Raw genomic sequence first — 19,953 nt, 5'->3', positions numbered from 1 at the left:
AGCCAACTAAGCTACGCCGCCACATTATATACTATTGTTCTTATCCCTGAACTTTTGTTTTCCTTTTCTCAAGGACAAGATATATGTTATCATTTTTTTTCATATGTGTCAACACTTTTTATAAGATTAATAGTTTTGGTAACATATTACAGATAATTGGTGACTGGTTACAATCCCTTAATTTTTCCCGTAACCTGTCACCAATCACTTATATTTTACTGAAATAGATTCACATGAATTAAGTTTAGAACCATTCCTTCTATAAAACTTATTCCTTAATATCTTCTATCTTAAATTGTATATATACATTTCCATTCCAATGATTAACATCAGGAAATCCCACTACTTGAACTTGATTCGTTCCATTTAATTTATTCATATATCTATCCGCCATGTTAAATCCTACTAAATCTAATTTAGTATTATCATTGTATTTATTGGATTTTATCTTTAATTTAATATGTTTCTTTTCTTTTCCCATAAATCTATATTCATAGGGGTTATTCACATAGGCATCACTTATTAAGAACTTTGGTTTTTCATTTCCCATGCCATAGGGCTCTATACTTTTTAGTTTCTCTATCATTTCTAAAGTTATTTGGGAAGGCATCAATTCACAATCTATCTTTATTCTTTTCACAAAGATTTCCTTATCTTTTTTACTTGCCTCTTCATTTAATTTTTCCCTTAATAGGTCTAAGTTTTCACTTTTAATAGAAAAGCCACAAGCATTTTTATGTCCACCAAATTTCACAAATAAATCCTCATGCTTTTTTAATTCTTCATATATATCTATATGTTCTATACTTCTACCACTACCTTTTAGTATTCCGTCCTCTGAACTACCTGTCAAAATTAATGCGGGCTTATAGTAAGCATCCCTAACCTTTCCTGCCACAATACCAATTACCCCTTCATGTCCATCTTCAGAATTTACAACTAAAAACAAATCATCTGTGTAATTCTCTTCCACTATATTTTTGCACTTTTCTATACAAGTTACTTGTAATTCTTTTCTTGCATTATTACACTCTATTAAATGAGAGACTAAACTATTAATCTCGTCCATATCCTCTGACAATAAGAGTCTAACACTGGCCTTAGCATCATCTATTCTTCCACTAGCATTAAAGTGAGGAGCTATTATAAAGGCAATATTAGTAGATGTTATAGTCCCTAACTTGAGTTCTATCTTGTCAATTAAAGTTTTAAGACCTGTCCTACTTCCCTTGTTTATCCTATTTAACCCATGCTTTAACATGGTTCTATTTTCATCCACAAGGGGTACCACATCTGCCACTGTACCTAATGCTACTAAATCTAGAACTTGTGCCAAATATTTTTTAGGTCCATCTAATCTCTTTTGAATTGCCTGGGCTAACTTAAAGGCTATTCCACAACCACATAATAATTCAAATGGATATTCACAATCTTCTTGCTTTGGATTTACTATTAGACAGTCAGGCTTTTCTTCACCTATATTATGGTGATCAGTTATGATTATATCCATACCTAATTCCTTTGCCAAGCTAACTTCATTTATAGATGTGGACCCACAGTCCACAGTAATAATTAGGTCTGCTCCCTTTTCCTTTATATCTCTTATGGCATCACAATTAAGTCCATACCCTTCTTCTTCCCTTAGGGGTATATAGTAATTTAAATTGTCTGTAAAGTTACTTAAAAAGTCCATTAACAATGATATACTAGTAATTCCATCTACATCATAGTCACCATATATCCATATGGATTTTTTATTTTCTATGTGATTCACAATTTTTTCTACAGCTTCTTTCATATCCTTTAATAAAAATGGATCATAAGTTCTTTGGGGTTTATCCGACAAAAATTCTTTAATCTGTTCTTCTTCTAATATGCCCTTATTCTTTAATATATTTTTTATTATTTCATCCGTATCTATATTATTTATATCTTCCTTATTCAATACTTGCCAAGTAGTTTCAAACATCCTATCTTATCCTCCGTTATTCTGTAATTTTCATGTATTAATTATAGCAAAAAAAACAAGAGTTAAAAAACTCTTGTTTTATTTCTTTAAATAAGTCATAGGGTCAATATATTTACCGTTCTTTCTCACTTCAAAATGTAAGTGAGGTCCTGTAGACATTCCTGTACTACCACATTTAGCTATAGGAGTACCCTTTTTAACCCTTTGTCCATTTTTAACTAGTAACTTAGATGTATGTCCATATAGTGTCACTATACCTCCACCATGGTCAATCATAACAGCTTTTCCATATCCACCTAACCAGTTAGCATGAATTACCTTTCCATCTGCTGCTGCCACTAGATTCTTTCCATATGGAATTCCCACATCTATACCTGTATGTAGTTTCTTTTTCTTTAAAACAGGGTGTATTCTATATCCAAATGGTGATGTTATTCTAGTATATCCTGGTGCTGGCCATGTGAATTTTCCTCCCACATACTTACCGCCAGATTGCTTTCTTAGAATTTCTGCTTCTAATTGATCTGCATATTTTTTAAGGGCATCTTCTTGCTTCTCTAGGGCCTTTCCATCCTTAGCAATTTGACTTTTTATTTTTCTCATCTCGCCTCTGGAAACTTCCAATTCCTTTTGTTTAGACCTGGCATTACTTCTCATTATGGACATATTTCTTTCATATTCTTCTAGTTTATTTTTTACACTCTCAACATTGTCACGCTTTAATTTCATATCTTTTAATACATCCACATCTTGATTAAAAATCTTCTTTACCATATCAAGGTTAGATAAAAGATCAACCAGACCATCTGACTCCATTAAAACTTGTAAATATCCCACATCTGAGTTCTTGTACATGGCCCTTAATCTTTTATTCATCATATCATCTTGAGTACTTATATTTTCCTCTGCAAGGACTAATTGTTCTTTAGTCTTTCCTATTTCTTTTTTAGTTTCTTTTATCTCAAACTCTAAATTATCTATTTCCTTTTCTCTACTATCTATTTTTCTATCTAAATCTTGAATTTGTACAGCCACATCTTTTTCTTTCTTCTTATTTGTAGATAATTTCTTCTTTATGTCATTAATAGTCCTTTGTATGCTATTAAGTTCATTTTGTTCCTTACTAGTATCTGCAGCATATACAAAACTTGTGGAACAGATAATTAGTATTAAAAAGAAACTCATAGTTTTTCTTAACATGTTTTTATCCCCCTAGTTTACTTATACTTTTAAGAACTTTCTCATAGATACAATACTACCTAAAGATCCGATTCCAATTCCTAGAGCCCCAAATATTACAACTATACTCTTAACTAATATTTTATAAGGTATCATGTAAGCAGATATCATAATATAACTTCCTGAAGTTATCATGCCATACAAATACTTATATCCGAACCCAACTACAGCTACTGATATTATCATGGCAAAAGTACCTAATACTATTCCTTCAATAATAAATGGAAATCTTATAAACCAATTAGTGGCTCCCACATATTTCATTATGGCAATTTCCTTTTTTCTGGCTATTACAGTAAGCTTTATAGTGTTAGCCACTACAAACATGGATATTATCACAAGAACTATTATTACTCCTACACCTGCTAATTTAACAAAATTAGTTATAGCTAATATTTTATCTACCATATCCTTATAGTATCTGACCTCTTCAATACCTTGTAATCCTTTTACCTTACTAACTACTTCGTCTGCCTTTTCTATATTGGATAGCTCTATCACATAGGAGTTAGGAAGAGGATTTTCAGATAGTCCTTCTAATAAGTATCCATTTTCTCCCCATTTTTTCTGCATGTTCTTAAGAGCTTGATTTTTAGATACAAAAGCTACACTTTGAACCCCTTCTATATTCTTTATTTTTTTTCCTAGGGCCTCCGTTTCATAAGAACTAGCATTGTCCTTCACATCTACCATTACTGAATCAAATTCGTCCTTAGTAATTTGAGTGAAACTATTTATATTTAGAATAATAGTAAATACTACTCCTAATATGATTAACACTGATGTTATGGAAAATATGGATGCCATACTCATCATTCTATTTCTCCATATGCCCCTTATACCTTGTCTTATACAATAGAATAAAGTCCTAATCCTCATAACCATACACACCCTTCATGTCGTCTCTCACAATGTTTCCACCTTCTATTGCTACAACTCTTAGCTTCATCATGTCTACTATGTCTTTTGCATGGGTTGCCATTAATACAGTAGTTCCCCTTCTATTTATTTGCCTTAATAACCTCATAATTTCCCAAGCGGTTTCTGGGTCTAAATTTCCTGTAGGTTCATCGGCTATCAAGAGGGATGGATTATTAACTATAGCCCTTGCTATAGAAACCCTTTGCTGTTCTCCTCCTGACAATTGATGTGGAAAAAACTTGGCCTTATCACTAATCCCTACCAGTCCTAATATTTTAGGCACTTGCCTTCTTATTTCCCTTGGACTGGCATTTATTACTTCCATGGCAAATGCCACATTTTCATATACGGTCTTATCTTCTAATAGTCTAAAATTTTGAAATACTACTCCTAATTTTCTTCTCAATGCTGGAGTATTTCTCTGGCTTAATTTCGTAATGTTTGTACCCTCAATTAATATTTTTCCAAAAGTGGGTTCGATTTCCTTTAATAATAATTTAATAAAGGTGGATTTCCCAGCACCACTGGGTCCTACTAAGAAAAGGAACTCCCCCTTATCTATAGTTAAATTTATATTCGACAATGCTACAGAGTTCTCTGCATATTGTTTAGTAACATTAATAAACTTTATCATTATATCAACTCCTACCCAATTAATTTCTACAAATTATGTTAAAACTCCTCTTTATTTTTTAAAGCTAGCCATAGTTCGTTCTACTTATATATTATATTATTAATTTCTACTTTTTCCAAATTACATTATGGCAACTTTGGTATTTTTTTCATCCTTTAGGAGGATTATAAATATATTAAAAGAATTTTTTATTAGAGGTGATTTTGTGAAAAAACTTATTAGAAAAGATTTGCTAAGGATACGTAGGAGCCTTACAAAATCAGAGGTAGAAGCTAAAAGCCATAAAATTTTTACAAACTTATGTAATATGGATTTATTTAAAAAGAGTAAATCTATCATGGTATATATGGACTTTAGAAACGAAGTTCAAACAGATGAACTAATAAATTACATGTTAAAACAGGATAAAAGACCTATTATTCCTATAAGTGTTCCATCTACTAAAGAATTAATATTATCAGAGTTAAAAAATCCTGAGGAAGATCTAGAAGAAGGCACCTATGGAGTATTAGAGCCTAAAAAAGATAAAATAAGGCCCTTTGATCCTAACGATTTAGACCTAATATTAGTTCCAGGAGTAGCCTTTGACACTTCAGGTTATAGGTTAGGCTATGGTGCTGGTTATTATGATCGATTCATATCTTCATTAAAAAAGAAAGTACCAACTATAGCCCTTTCTTTTGACTTACAATTAATAGAAAAAGTTCCAATAAATGAGTTTGATCAAAAACTAGATTATATCCTTACAGAAAGTAAAATAATTCATTGTAAGTAAAAAAACAGCTGCAATATGCAGCTGTTTATTCATTATCTATAGAAATTTTATTCATTAAAGCAGCCATTTGAGCTCGACTAACTTCTTCTTTTGGACGGAATGTTCCATCACCAAATCCACTGAAAACTCCATATTCACTCATTGTTACAATTGCGTTATATGCCCAATGTTCTGAGTAAACGTCCCCGTATGGATTGTCTTCTTCTTCTGCAACTTCTTTATCTGCTAACAGGTTATATAACACCATGGCCATTTCTTCTCTTGTAATCTTTTCATCAGGGGCGAATATTCCATTTCCCTTCCCCTTCATAATTTCGTTTTGGTATGCAATTTCAATTGCATTCTTGGCCCAATGACTAGAAGAAACATCTTTAAAAAATGGTGTATCTCCCTTCTTCTCTAAGTCAAAAGCTTTCACTAATATTACAGCTGCTTGAGCCCTAGTTAAAGATCCATTAGGTGAAAAATGAGTTTCAGACATTCCTACCATCCACCCTTTTTCTTTTACTTTTAAAATATCTTCTTCTGCCCAATGACCTTCAATATCTACAAAATATTCACCATTTAACCACATAGTATAATAATCCCATAGATTTTCTTTTTCTTGTCCTAAACTCCAACTTCCAGTTCCTTTAATATTATACTTTTGAACAAGCTCTAATTTTTTCTTTATGGATTTTTCATTTTCAAACCATAGTTCATAGGTCCCAACATCTAGCGGTTCTCCCCAACTATATAATTTTACTTCAGGGTCTTCTTCTTTTATTTCAAAAGTAGCTTTTATTACTTCTTCACCTGTCAAATATTCAATCTTAGCATCATAATTAGATAAAAGATCATCGACTTTACTTAAAGAAACCCCACGTCCTAAGATTTTTTCACTCTTTGGTTTAGTATAATCTACTGTATCATCTAAATTCCAAATACGTCCATAAAATGGAATCCCTAAAACAATCTTCTCATTAGGTACTCCTTGGTTTAATGCATATTGTATAGATTTTTCCACAAAGGAGATACTGGCAACAGGACCAGGGCTCCCCCCACTCCAGCTTTCATCATAAGCCATAATCATTAAATAATTACTATACTTAGCAAGTTCCGTATAATCATACATTCCATGCCAACCCTGTGTCCAACCAGAAGGATTAGCAGCTACTGCCACAGATACTTCCTTTTCACTAGGTATTTTTTCTCTTATAAGTCTTACAAAGTCAGTAAAATCATTACGACTCGCTTCTGTTAAACCTTCAATATCCACGTTGACTCCATCTAAATTATATTGCTCAACAGCATCGGCAATTTGTGTAGCTAATGCTTCTCTATTCTCTAGTGCATTTTCTCCTGCAGTTCTATCCCAATGATTACTTAAAAAAGGTACAACTTCTACATTTCTTTTGTGCATTTCATTAACAAGATTTAAATCTAGTTTTTCCGTATTTAAGGTTCCATCAACATTTATATCTAAATAACTAGGTGCAACTACCTGTAAAGAATCGTTAGTTCTATCCACATAATTTATATAATCATTTGAGTCACCAAAATATAAATATGACATGTTGAACTTTTGAGCCTCAACTGTTACTTGTCCCGTTAGGATCAAGGTAACAACAAGAGTCATCATCACACTTACTTTCATTAATTTACCAAATAGTTTCCTTTTTCTCATAGTCACCTCTCTCCTCTCTATATGTTAAAAATCATAATTCGCCACATTATAATGCTATCTACTTTCATCTAACCAGTCAACAAACAAATATTGTTAAAAAGCTAGATCCCTTCCTATAACTGAGGATGCCACACCCCCTTTTTTGAATAAAAAAAAAGAAAGGCGATTAATTAATCACCTTTCTTTTCTTCATCTTCTTTGTCTACAAATTCCTCTAATTTTTTATTAACTAAATAAAATATACTATTCTCTAGATAATTCCCATGATCATCTGCATGTCCTGCTTCTACTTCTGTTAATATTTCTATACCCTCTTCTATAGTCTTTATTGCATAAATATGGAAATCTCCCTTTTCTACAGCCTCTACCACTTCATCATTTAACATTAAATGTTTCACATTTTGATGTGGAATTAAAACTCCTTGATCTTTATTTAATCCTTTTAATTTACATACCTTGTAAAAGCCTTCTATCTTTTCATTAACTCCACCTATTGGTTGAATTTCGCCATTTTGATTTACAGAACCCGTTACACCTATAGACTGTTTTATGGGCACTTCTGCTAAACTAGATAATATAGCATATAATTCTGTAGAAGATGCACTATCTCCATCAACCCCTGAGTATAATTGTTCAAATACTATATTAGCATTTAAAGACAATGGATTTTTTTGTGCAAACCTTTGTCCTATGTATCCATTTAATATCATAACGCCTTTATCATGGATACTTCCACTTTTTTTAACTTCCCTTTCAATATTGATTATTCCTTTTTTACCCTTGTATGTGGTAACAGTAATTTTGCTTGGCTTTCCAAAGGAATATTCTCCATTACCAATTACAGCAAGACCATTTATTTGTCCAATTTTCTTATTTTCTATATCAATTAATATATCTCCTGATTCTATCATTTCTAATAATTTTTCTTCATACTTATTATTTCTACTGATTTTTCTATCTATAGTCTCCTGTACATGTTCTTTATCTACTAATTTTTTATCTTCTTTTCTACATATTTTATCAGCTTCATAGACTATATCTACTATTTTATTAAACTTTGCCGTTAATTTTTCTTTGTTCTCACAAATTCTAGAACTATACTCTATAAGACATTCTACTGCTTCCTTAGTAAATGGGTACAGTTTTTCCTTTTTACAATGAAGGGCTACTAACTCTACCATCTTCATTATATTTCTATCATTTCTCTTCATTTCTATATCAAAGTCAGCCATAACTTTAAATAATTTTCTAAAATCTTCATCATAGTGATATAAAAGTTGATAAGTATACATGTCACCTATTAATATGACTTTCACATTTAATTCTATGGGCTGAGGCTTTAAAGTTGAAGTTATAATATATCCATATTGTTTATCTAATCCTTCTATATTTACTTTGTTAGTTTTCAATGCTCTTTTTAATGCACCAAAGGCAAATGGATTCATTAGAAGATCTTTTGCTTGAATTATTAAATATCCTCCATTTGCCTTATGAAATGCTCCTGGCTTTATTTTCATTAGGTCAGTTTTCAAAAGGCCCATCTCATTTTTGTACTCTACTCGTCCTATTAGATTATAGTAACTTGGATTGGTTTCTACCACTATAGGTGCACTTTCTAAAGAAGAATTATCTACAAGTAAATTAACTTCATATCTTTCAAAGAAATTAGTTGGATTTTTACTTAAGAAAGGTAGTGGCTGCTTTGGTGCCATATTATCTCCCTTAAAATGATTAATATTTTCTATTATATCCTCCTGTAATTCCTTTAAATACTCTTCGATACATTCATTATGGGAGAATTCTGCCTTTAACTTTCTTATGTAATAATCTACTGCGTGAAATCCTATTTTTTTATCTAATTCTTTTACTTTAGTTCTATATTCCTCTTCTAACATTCTAAGTTCATTAAATCTCTCTATGGTTTCAATACTAAGTTGGGCAGAATTTTTTCTAAAATAATCTATTTCTTCTTCTGACAAACTCCTATATTCCATTTCATTTAAAATTTTGCCATTTAATACAGGCATACTTATTAGGCCTCGTTCAGTCTTTTGAAATACAAATCCATAATCCTTAGCTATCTCATTTAATTTATCAATTGCATCTTTAGTATAGTTTTGATATTCTTCTATGAGTATATTTCTTTGATTTTCATATTCTTTACTCATGAATATTTCAGGAATTTGCTTTTTTAGCCTTTCAACAATCTTGTCCACATTCTCTTTAAGCATTTTTCCCATGCCATTTTTCACATATAAAGCCATAGGTTCATCAGGCTTCTTAAAGTTTCTTGCATATAACCAATCAAAAGGTGGCCCTACTTCCTTAGACCTTTCTTTAACGATTGCCTCCGTATAAGTGCTTCTTCCCGTTCCTATTTCACCTGCTACAAATACGTTATATCCCTTTTTATCCATTTCAAGTCCAAATTCCAAAGCTTCTACCGCTCTTTTTTGACCTATTATATCACTAGAAACTTCTATATCTGCTGTGGTGTTAAATTTCATGTTATCTATATTACATTTTTTCCTTAGATTATCAACACTCACCTTATAATTTTCTAAATTCATAAGTTTCCTCCACTTTTAAAATTCTCTATACAAGACTTAGTATTTTCTAATAGTGATAAATTTAGTCACAAGAGACAAAAAAGATTAACCAACTAGTGGTTAATCTTTTTAATTAATCTTCATATTTAACTTTTAATTCAATAGTATCTGGAAGTTCTTTTAGATCTGTTTTAACTATAGCATAAGGATATGTAACTACTTGAGTAACCACATCTCCAGCTTTTGGGTCTTTAAAAGTAGTATAAACTACGACTTTATTCTTTTCGTCTATTTTCTCTTTACCTATTTTATCTATTTTAATAGTATATCCACCTGTTGGCTTTTCTCCCCTTGTAGCAATTACGTATACTACATCATCAACTTTACAAGCTAATGCCCTTTCTAGATTTTTGTATCTAGGAAGTATTTCTTTTATCTTCTCAGGGATATTTTCTTCTGCTACCGTTTCAAAAGATACGTTCTTGTTTCCTTTAAACATTTTTTTCATCATAAACACGCCACCTATAATTAAAATCATGATTAAAATTAGTACTAAAACTTTTTTCATGCTAAACCAATTTGCCAATTTTCCCATATTAACCTCCCCTTACTTAATCAAACATTATAGTAAATACTATTCTATATGTGAGACAAATATTCCATTGTCTAAAATAAATTTTAAGCTTAAATTATTTTACCTAGTTAAGGAGATTTTTATTAAAATAAGGATAGTCTACATTCATTTATCTAACATGATTTCTCTTGTGGTGTCTATGTGACTATTAACTAAATTTATATTAAGTAATTCATTACAATTACATTATTTTCTTTATTTCCATGTTTCACCTTTGTTCTCTTAATTTCTTTATAACCCCTACTTTTCCAAAACTCATATCCCTTGTAGTTTTGTTCAACTACACCTATTCTCAATTTATCTGCTCCTAATTCTGAAGTCCATTGTACTAAAAAATCATGAATCTTCCTTCCAAGTCCCTTTCCTCTTTCTTTTGGATCAATCAGCATTAGCCCTAACATCCATTCACCCGCAACTGGATAATCCTTAATAATATCAATAACGCTTACTAACTCTGATTTTTCATTAAAGATTCCAAAGACAAATTTATCACTATGTTTTTTGTCAGAAGGTAACATATTTAAAATTTCATGACCTTCATTAATAGATGGACAATCATCCCTCTCTATTTGAAAATAATCTGAACATCGTTCACATAATTGTTGAAGACTCTCTTCATATTCTGAGTTAATTATCTTTATAATATAATCTTCACCATTAAGTTCAATCTTTAATATAAACTCCACACTATATTCCCCCTATTTTACTTAACTCTTCCGCGAATTGCCCCTATACCAAAACAAATTAACCCAATTACTATACTAAACCATTGTTCGGCTGGGTATTTAACAACGTATTTAAAATACTTCTTAATAACAAAAAAAATATCATCTATGGCAAAATACATCTCTGTTTCTAATGTAGTAGCTAAAATTATGCCTAAAGGAATTTGCACTAAGCACAAAAAACCTATATACAGTCTTGCCATAAGGTTAAATGATTCCTCTTTATAATATGTATTAAACATGGATATAATTAAAAAAGATCCAAAAATTGGAATAAATACAAAATTCTCTTCAAGTTGCCATATGCTTATTCCATATACAACACTAAGGATTAAACCCATTAAACCCGATGTGGACAAAGCCCCTATTATGTTATTCTCATCTTTCCCGTGGGTAATTCTATCCACATGTTGTCCTTCATTCGCTAGTCTACTGTTGATTTGTTCACTTATAGTCAGGAGCAAACGATTCATATCTACATCTTTGAAAAATCTAGCTGGAATTTGAAAAGAATATGATGGTACTCCAAAAACCGATTCAAAGTTTCTTGTAAATGATTTTTTCTCTTTGTGACTTTTAAGCAACACTGCTACATAGTCATTCCCATGAGAGTAATATGTATCTACGGAAGCTATTTCCTCCCAACGTGCAATAGTCGCCTTAAATGGGAGAACGACTTCTATATATTCTGATGTTAAATGTAAACTAAACTTTTTTAAAACTTGAACAGAAATAATTATATAACAAGCCCAAACACTTAATGATATAAATGCTCCCCCTCCAAAAAGACCCTTGATTAGGTCATCTTTCATAATTACAAGAAAAAAGAACCCAGCCCATGCAATACAAAAGAGTACCACAAAAAAGTATGAATACACATTTGTACTAGATTTTTGTTTATATGGCAGATTGTAAGGTCCCATGATTACCTCCGATACTTTTTAATAAGGTTTAATATATATAATTTTTTTATCATCTCTTTTTACTGAACCCTTTTAATTTCACCATCAACTCTATCTTAGTATATGCAAATGCTATGAGCGTCATAAATTTTTTTTCTTCTTTTTAGATCCCATATACCATAATGATAAATTTACTTAATACTATTCACATATTCAATTAATTTTTCTATATTCTTCTTTCTAGTAAAATCTACTGGTTTATCATAGGCAGCAAGCATACCTTTTTCATCAGGTGTTAGTTCTGATTTTCTTTTAAGTTTGAACTTTAGTAATTTCATAAGTACTTTGTCAACTTTATTTAACTTACTATAATCAAAGCCACCTCTCAAATAAAAAAATTTTATGTGCTTTTGTTGCTCTAAGTTAAAATTTTTATTCTTAACTTCACTAAGTACTTCTTCCCTAAAAGGTGATGCTCCAGAAGCAAAAACTACTATATTTTTATTTTTGAGTTTAGAAAAATTCTTTGTTATCATATTAATTCCATTTATTCCTACGGCATACAGACCTCCTCCATATATTATGGTGTCATAATCTAGTAGCTTATCTATGGATAAGTTTGTAGTTTCAAAAATATCAGCAGATAATTCTTCTGCAATCCATTTCGCATACTTCTTTACAAAACCAGATTTAGACTTATATATAACAACAGTTCTCATTATCTCCCCCCCTATAGTTGAAAGCTCTTACTATTACAACCTAGTTAATATTTTCTTCTTTTGAACTAAATTTGTCTAGTAAATAAATTGAAATAGTAGTCAATCCTATACTTAATAGCATACTTGTTGTATCACCATTCCTTTTAATAATATTAATTACTAAACTGGATACACCCATACCTAATGAAACAGCTATAAGGATTAGATCAATAATCTTTTTCATAATTACCTCCTAAACATTTATTATTTTTAGGATACTCCCTAAAACGAATAGAGCTGTAAACATTAATACCATATAGTTTCAGCAATTATAATTGCTACCATTAACACTCATATTAATCTACTTTTATATATTATAGAATATTAGTTTTAATAATCCCTTGTATCAATATATATTATATTTATCATCATAAATTACCTTCATTTATAATTTCATGTAAACAGACAACAAAAAACTGCTGACGATTAAATCATCAGCAGTTAGTTATAACTATTTATTTTTAACTATGTCCTTAACAGCTTCAACAATGTGAGCAGCAGTTAATCCATACTTTTCCATTAACTGAGCTGGCTTTCCAGACTCACCAAAAGTATCTTTAACTCCTATTCTCTTCATTGGTACTGGAGAATTTTCTACTAATACTTCTGCAACAGCTGATCCAAGACCACCAATAATGTTGTGCTCTTCAGCAGTTATTATAGCACCAGTTTCCTTAGCTGCCTTTATGATAATATCCTTATCAATTGGCTTTATAGTATGCATATCTATAACACGTACGTTAATACCTTGCGCCTTAAGTGTTTCATGAGCTTCCATAGCTTCTGCTACTAGGATTCCAGTTCCTATGATTGTAGCATCAGTACCTTCTTTTACTTCTACTCCTTTACCAATTTCAAATACGAAATCTTCATCGTAGATAACTGGTACATTAGCTCTACCGAATCTAGCATAAGCAGGTCCGTCAAGCTCTGCCATTGCAAATACTGCCTTCTTTGCAGATACTGCATCAGCAGGGTTTAATACTACCATGTTTGGTAATGCTCTCATACAAGCTAAATCTTCTAGTGCTTGGTGAGATGCTCCATCTTCTCCTACTGTGATTCCAGCGTGAGTTGCACATACTTTAACGTTTAATTTTGGGTAACAGATAGAGTTTCTGATTATTTCAAAAGCTCTTCCACTTGCAAACATGGCAAATGTACTTGCAAAAGGTATTTTACCGCAAGTTGATAGACCAGCAGCAGTACCCATTAAGTTTTGTTCTGCTATTCCCATGTTAAAGAATCTATTAGGAAATTCTTGTAAGAATCCATTAGTTTTAGTTGACTTTGAAAGGTCAGCGTCTAATACTACTACATTTTCATTCTTTTGTCCTAGTTCTACTAAAGCCTCTCCATAGGCTACTCTAGTTGCAATCTTTGTCATTACTTTACACCTCCAAGTTCATCTAAAGCTGTAGTTGTTTGCTCATCATTAGGAGCCGATCCATGCCATCCAGCTTGATCTTCCATGAAAGATACGCCCTTACCTTTTATAGTCTTAGCTATAACTACAGTTGGCTTTCCTTTAGTCTTTTCTGCTTCATCAAAGGCATTAATTATCTCTTCCATGTTGTGTCCGTCAATTGTGATTACATTCCATCCAAAGCTTTCAAACTTTTTATCAATAGGTGAAACTGTCATAACATCGTCGTTTCTACCATCTATTTGAAGACCGTTGAAGTCCACAATTGCAGTTAAGTTATCTAACTTGTAGTGTCCTGCTGCCATTGCTGCTTCCCATACAAGACCTTCTTGTATTTCTCCATCTCCTAATAGAGTATAGATTCTGTTATCTATCTTGTCTAACTTAGAAGCAAGTGCCATTCCTATTGTAGTAGAGAATCCTTGACCTAATGATCCTGTAGACATTTCTACTCCAGGGATGTTCTTCATGTCAGGATGACCTTGAAGCATTGCTCCCATATGTCTTAATTTTAATAATTCTTCCTTTGGAAAGAATCCTCTTTCAGCTAACGCACCATATAATACTGGTGCTGCATGACCCTTTGATAAAACAAATCTATCTCTGTTTTCCATCTTAGGATTCTTAGGGTCTATATTCATTTTATGGAAATATAGCACTGTTAACAGATCTGCTGCTGATAATGATCCACCTGGATGACCTGACCCTGCAGCATTAACTGCTTGTATTATGTCTTTTCGAATGTTAGTTGCAACTTCTTGTAGCTGTTGAATATTTACATTTTGCACAAGAATTCCTCCTTAGTTATTTATTTTAAATCCTTCTCCTAGGACTTCATGCACTGTCGTTACCATTACAAAGGCATTAGAATCTATGTCATTTACAATATTCTTTAGCTTTGTAATTTGTCTTGTATCTACTATACACATGATTACATTTTTCTCTGCACCTGTGTATACTCCTACACCCTTTAGTATAGTTGCACCTCTACCTAAATTATCTACAATATTTTTCCCTATTTCCTCAGATTTATCAGATATTATGTAGAAAGCTTTAGCATAATTTAAACCTTCCACTATAAAGTCTGCCACCTTTACAATTATGTATAAACTTACAAGGGAATATAGAGAATTCTCTAGCTTTCCACCAACTATACCTGATGAAATAACTATAAAGAAGTCAAATATCATCATCAGTTTAGGAATACTAATATGAGGAAAATACTTATTTAATATGGCTCCAGCTAAATCTGTTCCACCAGTAGAACCTCCACTTCTAAAAACTAGACCTAATCCAGTTCCCAGTAAAACTCCACCGTATAAGGCAGATAACAATACATCATCTACCATTATAATATTTTCTCCTAAAACACTTATAATTAATCTTATAAAAAGTGATAATATCAAAGTTCCAGCAAAAGATCTTAGTGTAAACTTTTTACCTAAAATCCTAATTCCTACAAGGAATAATGGAATATTTACTACTATATTAGTCACATCCATGGGAATATTAAATAGTTTATCAATTACTACAGCAAATCCTGAAATTCCTCCAGGTGCAAGAGTATGGGGCTTTAAGAAAAATATCAGCCCAAATGCTATTATAAATATACCCACCAAAAATGATATTTCGTCAATTATTACCTTTTTTTTACTCTTTTTCATCTGTCCACCTCACTAATTATATCATAGTAATTTTTTCAATCAATGTTCAATTTGAAAAAATTATTGCCACAAAAATAGGCGCCAAGTAAGATTCTGAAGCCAAAAAGCCAGATTTCCTCGTCACCTATTATTCACACCTATATATCTTTCGTTAAAATTACCTTAATCATAAATTTAGGTAAAACTAACATTCTTTTGTATCTCCACGGTTCTTTCATAAGTCTATAAAACCATTCTAGACCAAGCTTTTGATAAACTTCCGGAGCACGCTTAGCAGTTCCTGCCCAGATATCAACGCTACCACCTACTCCGGCGGCTAACTTTACCTTTAAAATGTTTTTATACTTATATATTAATTTTTCCTGTCTTGGAGCTCCTAAAGCTGTGAATAGTACATCTGGTTTTATCTCATTTATTGAATCTATTATTTTTTCTTCATCTTCTGCTTTGTAGTATCCATCCTGTGTTCCAGCTATCTTTATATTGGGGAATTTCTTCAATATATTCTCAGCAGCCATATTAGCCACATTAGGCTTGCCACCAAACAAGTATATACTTTTTTCTTCTTCATTACAATAGTTTAATATTTGTGCCATAAGGTCTACTCCTGTTACTCTCTCAGTCAAGCCCTTTTTCTTTATCTTTGAAGCATAGATAAGACCTATACCATCTGGAATTACTAAATCAGCTTCTTCTATGACTTTTAATAACTCCTTATCTTCTTGTGCAGACATGACTATCTCTGTATTTGGAGTAACAACTTGACTACAACCATCCTTGTTTAAAAGCTCTTTTATCCTATTAGTAGCATCTACTAAAGATCCCTTATCCACAGGTACACCCATTATACGTGCTATGTTTCTCATATTTTTTCTCCTTTAATCAACTTTTGTACAACCTCATCATTGATTTTTAAATCGTCCTTTATCTTTTCCACATTGTTATAAAGGTCAGATTTTTCTTCATCTAAATTATCTAGCTTTGACCTTATATCTAAGAACAAGGCCTCTTCATCTAGATCCTTTACTGTTCCACATGTATCTAAATTGATAGACTCCATGAAACTATTAATTTTAGGATCATAAGATATGCCTATAATAGGAGTGTTCATTACAGCTGCAAATATTAGGGAATGTAATCTCACACCTACTAGTAGCTGAAAATTACCTATAATACTAAGCATCTCATGAATTTCATATCTCTTTCTTATGAAAATAGCATCCTTTTCCATATTATTTTCAATATAGTCCATTATTTTTATATCTTCTCCATAATGGAATGGTATAAAAGCTACTTCATAGCCTAGTTCCTTTATTATTCTATCTGCCACTTTACATATTTTATTATTAAACTCCACATTATCTCGCCATCCACGCATGGCAAATCCTATAATTTTATTATTATTCCTTTTTTCTTCTTTTATTATTTTTTCACCAAAATCTAAGCATACTTTATCTAATCCTATAACAGGGTCAGCAGTAACAAATATGGGTGGCTCACTTACTCCCATATCTATTAATTCTTTCTTTGATTTTTCATCCCTTACAGTTATGGCTTCTACCCTATTTAATATGAATTTGGTAAATATCCTATTAGAAGTAGTACTAATAGGACCTATCCCTTGAGAATATATTAATATTTTTTTCCTTAAGATAAGACTCATAAACATAATTACTAAATAGTAGATGATACTTCTTCTACTAGTCACGTCTTGAAGGAGGCTTCCGCCTCCACTTATAAACAAATCACAATCCTTAATAGCATCAAGCACACCTTTTAATGACTTTCTGTCAACAGCACTAACACCATGCTTTTCACTAGTCATATGAGGATTAGCAGACAAAACCGTCACTTGTACCTTATCTATCCTCTTTTTCAGGCTATTGATCATGGATACTAAAATGGCTTCATCACCAATATTATTAAATCCATAATATCCTGAAATAGTTATTCTACACATTCAATCCCCTCAATTTCTTACCTATCTGTATTATAATTTCCAAAGCAATCATATATACTATTCCTAAAACAATACCAAATCCTAAAGAATAAATAGTTCTGATTATGGACATTAGCATTGGCGTTCTTAAATGGCAAAAAGTATTTACTATGGAAGTTTGTCCTATTATAACTGCTAATGCAGATAGAAATATTAACATGTTATATCGTCTACATGCTGCATAGGTACACACTATAACTGCCGGGAAAGCTACTAAGAACTCTTTATTTCTAGGTCTAGCTATTAACTTTTCTTCTAGTATATTTCTAAATATCATCTCTAGGGTAGAAGGCTGTATATTACTTTCATGACCAGTTCTTGCCATATATACATATCCTGCAATTAATACCACTACTCCAGCAAATACATAAAGCACCTTTATGTCTTCTAAAAACAATCTCTTTATATCCCTTAAAGGTAATATACTTTTTTCATTTTCGCCTCTCTTATATCCAAAGTAAATTAAATAGGCTATACTCATTACTAATATAGGAAGAAGCTGACTAAACTTAACCCCCCTATAGATATCCATCTCAAGCATATATCTAATATCTGATAAAATTGTGCCTACCATAAAAGCACCTATTAATGAAATACAACTTCCAACTAATAGTGTTTTTATGCCTAAAACAATAATTTTCTTATGGTCTGTAATCTTTTTCTCATTATACTCTTTCCATTTTTTCATCATATAAGTAACGCTCAAAGACGGGAACACAATAGCAGCCATCATAGCCAATATTTTGTCTCCCAGAGACATTCTAGTAAGTAAGAATACACATACACTTCCCAGGCCAAATAAAATATATTGATACTTTTTCTTAGTCTCAATTAAATTGTTAAGCAATAATATAGTTCCTGATACTATTCCTAGTCCTATTAGAAGTTTATGTCTCACACGAACATGTCTTTCTTTCATAGGAACTACTCTTCCTATTTCTAGATTACTCTTACTAAGTCTTGTTTCAAAGCGTTTAAACATGTCCTCATATGCATCATATTCTGTTACGTATTTTGACGCACTATATTTAAAAGGCTTAAAATAAATAAGTCTTATATTTCTCTCTGTTATGGCACGATTTAAAGTATTTTCTATTTCTTCTGCTCCTTCATAGTTATAATACTTGTATCGTTCTTGTATATAAGGCCATACGGTGAAAACCCTTGTGACATCGTAGTTCATCTTTTCTACTAGTTCATATAATCCCTTTTGCTTTATGTGTTCCCTTTGAACTCCCGATTCTATCATACCTACTAAAATATTATTTTCTTTCATATATTTAGCCGTCTCATCCATATACTCTTTATATCCTAATACTTCAGATCCTGCAAATATCATGTATTTAGGTACCACATCTAACTCTTCATATTGATTAAGAATACTATGTACAGTTTTTCCATTCCCCCAAATTTCATAATACATAGGTCTAGGAATAACCTTAAGGCCTGTACTCTTAATAAAATCTATTTTATCCTTATCTAGCCCAAGTCCCATATTCAGAACCTTTGTAGAATAAAGCTTTCCCTTTTGTTTAAATACTTTCTCTTCGTAATCTACAAGTTCTATATCCTTTGTATATAATGCTTCGTCAACTCTACCGTCCATATATATGTAATACTTTTCATCATCCTTAAAGGTCCAAAACTTTTCTTTTCCATATCTAGTAGTAAGACCTTCTTTTATAAAATTATAGTTTGCTTCACTATCTGTATGTAATAATACATCGTATATATCATCCCTTTTGTCTATAAGGGCTAATAGACTATCAGGATACTTTTCTTCCCAATTTTCTTTCTCTATTATATTTCCTATCATTTCCGCTTTTATATTTTTACCTTCTTTTATCATGGAATTTATGGACTCTTCATTAATGGCCACTCCATAAACATTCATTTCTTTGAATTTCTCAAGCCACCATTTTAAATCTTTTTCCGATTGTTTAGCCATTTTATTCATTTCATCATAATCTAATATTACATCCACATACTTGTTCTCTTTTTCCGTATTAATCCTACCCACTGCTACAAACATAGATGCTAGTATACTCACTATTAATACACATATAAGAAAAGGATTTTTCCTCAAGTTTAT

18 protein-coding genes are annotated in these 19,953 nt (G+C 31.5%); 1 reads left to right on the top strand and 17 read right to left on the bottom strand.

All coding sequences use genetic code 11. The features are described 5' to 3' along the window. Positions 1 to 268 precede the first annotated feature (268 nt). From recJ to ftsE, 4 genes are all read right to left on the bottom strand, one after another. Complete coding sequence (recJ, locus tag CCE28_RS13990; protein WP_095134354.1) at positions 269 to 1,969, bottom strand: single-stranded-DNA-specific exonuclease RecJ; 1,701 nt, start codon at positions 1,967 to 1,969, stop codon at positions 269 to 271. 78 nt (positions 1,970 to 2,047) lie between these two features. Continuing rightward, positions 2,048 to 3,169 (bottom strand): murein hydrolase activator EnvC family protein, encoded by a 1,122-nt coding sequence (locus CCE28_RS13985; RefSeq protein ID WP_095134353.1) that lies wholly within the window; start codon positions 3,167 to 3,169, stop codon positions 2,048 to 2,050. Positions 3,170 to 3,190: 21 nt separating this feature from the next. Beyond that, positions 3,191 to 4,087 (bottom strand): permease-like cell division protein FtsX, encoded by an 897-nt coding sequence (ftsX, locus tag CCE28_RS13980; RefSeq protein WP_095134352.1) that lies wholly within the window; start codon positions 4,085 to 4,087, stop codon positions 3,191 to 3,193. After that, a complete protein-coding gene (ftsE, locus tag CCE28_RS13975) occupies positions 4,077 to 4,763 on the bottom strand; it encodes a cell division ATP-binding protein FtsE (protein ID WP_095134351.1) in 687 nt (228 codons plus the stop codon). Before ftsE ends, ftsX begins: the two co-directional genes overlap by 11 nt. 205 nt (positions 4,764 to 4,968) lie before the next feature. On the opposite strand from ftsE, the gene CCE28_RS13970 reads away from it, so the two are divergent. Beyond that, positions 4,969 to 5,538 (top strand): 5-formyltetrahydrofolate cyclo-ligase, encoded by a 570-nt coding sequence (locus CCE28_RS13970; RefSeq protein ID WP_176461832.1) that lies wholly within the window; start codon positions 4,969 to 4,971, stop codon positions 5,536 to 5,538. A 25-nt stretch (positions 5,539 to 5,563) separates the two neighbouring features. On the opposite strand, the gene CCE28_RS13965 is transcribed toward CCE28_RS13970, so the two are convergent. The 13 genes from CCE28_RS13965 to CCE28_RS13905 form a co-directional block, all read right to left on the bottom strand. Next, entirely contained in the window at positions 5,564 to 7,204 is a 1,641-nt protein-coding gene (locus CCE28_RS13965) for an S-layer homology domain-containing protein (protein ID WP_095134349.1), read from the bottom strand. A gap of 170 nt (positions 7,205 to 7,374) precedes the next feature. Next, on the bottom strand, positions 7,375 to 9,774 hold the full coding sequence (locus CCE28_RS13960) for a Lon protease family protein (protein ID WP_095134348.1): 2,400 nt from the start codon (positions 9,772 to 9,774) through the stop codon (positions 7,375 to 7,377). A gap of 112 nt (positions 9,775 to 9,886) precedes the next feature. Next, positions 9,887 to 10,348, bottom strand: a complete 462-nt coding sequence (locus tag CCE28_RS13955; RefSeq protein ID WP_095134347.1) for a protease complex subunit PrcB family protein — start codon at positions 10,346 to 10,348, stop codon at positions 9,887 to 9,889. Between the two features lie 197 nt (positions 10,349 to 10,545). Continuing rightward, positions 10,546 to 11,073 (bottom strand): GNAT family N-acetyltransferase, encoded by a 528-nt coding sequence (locus CCE28_RS13950; protein ID WP_242972982.1) that lies wholly within the window; start codon positions 11,071 to 11,073, stop codon positions 10,546 to 10,548. Positions 11,074 to 11,090: 17 nt separating this feature from the next. Then, positions 11,091 to 11,924 (bottom strand): hypothetical protein, encoded by an 834-nt coding sequence (locus tag CCE28_RS13945; RefSeq protein ID WP_141228370.1) that lies wholly within the window; start codon positions 11,922 to 11,924, stop codon positions 11,091 to 11,093. Positions 11,925 to 12,205: 281 nt separating this feature from the next. Continuing rightward, complete coding sequence (locus CCE28_RS13940) at positions 12,206 to 12,733, bottom strand: flavodoxin domain-containing protein (RefSeq protein WP_095134345.1); 528 nt, start codon at positions 12,731 to 12,733, stop codon at positions 12,206 to 12,208. Positions 12,734 to 12,773: 40 nt separating this feature from the next. Next, positions 12,774 to 12,956, bottom strand: a complete 183-nt coding sequence (locus CCE28_RS13935) for a hypothetical protein (RefSeq protein ID WP_095134344.1) — start codon at positions 12,954 to 12,956, stop codon at positions 12,774 to 12,776. A 267-nt stretch (positions 12,957 to 13,223) separates the two neighbouring features. Then, positions 13,224 to 14,159 (bottom strand): transketolase family protein, encoded by a 936-nt coding sequence (locus CCE28_RS13930; RefSeq protein ID WP_095134343.1) that lies wholly within the window; start codon positions 14,157 to 14,159, stop codon positions 13,224 to 13,226. Further along, on the bottom strand, positions 14,159 to 14,986 hold the full coding sequence (locus CCE28_RS13925) for a transketolase (RefSeq protein ID WP_095134342.1): 828 nt from the start codon (positions 14,984 to 14,986) through the stop codon (positions 14,159 to 14,161). The genes CCE28_RS13930 and CCE28_RS13925 overlap by 1 nt, the downstream gene beginning before the upstream one ends. 12 nt (positions 14,987 to 14,998) lie before the next feature. After that, positions 14,999 to 15,862, bottom strand: coding sequence for a YitT family protein (locus CCE28_RS13920; RefSeq protein WP_095134341.1), 864 nt, complete (start codon positions 15,860 to 15,862; stop codon positions 14,999 to 15,001). Between the two features lie 137 nt (positions 15,863 to 15,999). Next, the gene (locus CCE28_RS13915; RefSeq protein ID WP_095134340.1) at positions 16,000 to 16,728 is read right to left on the bottom strand and encodes a WecB/TagA/CpsF family glycosyltransferase; all 729 of its coding nucleotides are present in this window, start codon (positions 16,726 to 16,728) and stop codon (positions 16,000 to 16,002) included. Continuing rightward, complete coding sequence (csaB, locus tag CCE28_RS13910; RefSeq protein WP_095134339.1) at positions 16,725 to 17,822, bottom strand: polysaccharide pyruvyl transferase CsaB; 1,098 nt, start codon at positions 17,820 to 17,822, stop codon at positions 16,725 to 16,727. The genes CCE28_RS13915 and csaB overlap by 4 nt, the downstream gene beginning before the upstream one ends. Further along, positions 17,815 to 19,947 carry a DUF5693 family protein gene (locus CCE28_RS13905; RefSeq protein ID WP_095134338.1) on the bottom strand — a complete coding sequence of 711 codons (2,133 nt, stop codon included), beginning with the start codon at positions 19,945 to 19,947 and terminating at the stop codon, positions 17,815 to 17,817. The genes csaB and CCE28_RS13905 overlap by 8 nt, the downstream gene beginning before the upstream one ends. Between the last annotated feature and the right edge of the window lie 6 nt (positions 19,948 to 19,953).

The organism is Anaeromicrobium sediminis (assembly GCF_002270055.1).
GTDB lineage: Bacteria > Bacillota > Clostridia > Peptostreptococcales > Thermotaleaceae > Anaeromicrobium > Anaeromicrobium sediminis.
This window is presented reverse-complemented; position numbering and strand designations above follow the sequence as displayed.